Genomic DNA, 1,483 nt, shown 5'->3' with positions numbered 1-1,483 from the left:
GGCATCACCAGCGTGGTGGTGCGTACCGGCAGTACCGGAACGCTCAACTCGCGAATGACCTGGCGCTGTTGTTCATTTTCGGCCAGCAGGCGGGCCTGTTCAGCGGCGCGCTGTTCGAGGTCACGGAGCGCTTGCTGCAATGCTGCCGTGCGTTGAGCAACCTGCGCTTCGAGCGTGGCATTAAGCGCAGCTAGTTGGTTGGCGCTCTGGCGCGCCTCTTCCCGAAGCCGACGTGCCTCGCGCAAGGCGGCGTCGGTGACGCTTCCCCCAACGAACGTGAACAAAGCCACGCCCACTTGCAGGAACAGAGCGGCTGAACTGAGCGCCGTTGTCAGTTGATCGGCAAAAGGATTCAAACTAGCAATGTTCCATGCAATGAACACACCAACCAGATTTATTGCCAGCACGAGCCAAATCAGCACTGGTCGCAAGATTAATCCACCTACCAGGATAGAGAGGACGAGGTAGAAGGGTGAAGTGAAGGGACTTGTCGGTGAAGTTTTGGCAATGATAGGTAACAGGGTTGGGATGGTGACGAAACTAACTAGAACAATTCCACCGAAATTTACGAAACCAGCTCGTGTTAAGACGATCGCAATGATATAGAACAGAATACCAATAGAGATAGCGGTGATACCACCGAATGGATCACCGCTTAGGAAGCTAATGGGAATTGCCAGAATTGCCAGGCTAATCATAACGAGCGTCACGGTGATGCTCGTGCGGCCACGGCGTAATTCATCCTCGTCAGTACACTTTATCTGGAACAGCCAGTCAGTCAACGCTCGCATACCTTCTCCTGGAACAGGTTGAGCACGAACATTCCTCATTATATCGATAGTCAGACAAAGTCTCAATGGGCTAAACCTGACAATTATCGCCTGCCTGGGAGTGCAGGCCTCCGGCCCGCATGCTGGGGTGGGTGCGGTAAACCGTTGCTGATCGCATCAACTAGACACCCAAGGGTGAGTTTGGAAACCGTTCCGAACGCTGTATCGTCACTGCCCAGATAGAAAAAACGTTGAAAATCCCTTTCCTGGCAGGGTAAAGAATGACCGTCTTTCAGGTTGTCAATGGGACACCGGATAGACAACGTATGGCTTCCTTCGGTTCACCTCATTTTGACAGCTTCAGCATACGCCCTGAGATTTGGGAGCCATCTCTGCTGGGTTGATATCGGCTTCATCACTTATAGTCCTTCAACGCGGCTTGCAGGGTGCTAAAAGTACGAATGCCACGCAAGTCAATACCAAGCGTGACCAGGGTCTGCGCGACTTCCGGGCGAATGCCGACCAGCGTGACGTGCGCGCCCATCAAGCGTGCTGCCTCAACGAGCTGGATCACGCCTTTGGCGACCTGGGTATCGATCACGGGGACGCCGGTCACATCAATGAGCAGTTCACGGGCGCCGGTGTGTTCAAGCTGGGTCAACGCCTGCCGTTGCATATCGGCCAACCGTGCCGTATCGAGCGCACCGATGAGC

General features: G+C 54.4%; 2 protein-coding genes. Both read right to left on the bottom strand.

What is annotated here, in order from left to right; translation table 11 throughout:
- Window positions 1-791: anti-anti-sigma factor (locus tag QTO31_RS19195; protein ID WP_301430760.1), on the bottom strand; the 791-nt coding region annotated here is incomplete at its 3' end.
- A gap of 394 nt (window positions 792-1,185) precedes the next feature.
- Window positions 1,186-1,483 (bottom strand): STAS domain-containing protein (locus QTO31_RS19190; protein WP_301430759.1); only part of this gene is annotated, 298 nt, incomplete at its 5' end.

It is taken from the genome of Chloroflexus sp. MS-CIW-1, assembly GCF_030444705.1.
Lineage (GTDB): Bacteria > Chloroflexota > Chloroflexia > Chloroflexales > Chloroflexaceae > Chloroflexus.
This window is presented reverse-complemented; position numbering and strand designations above follow the sequence as displayed.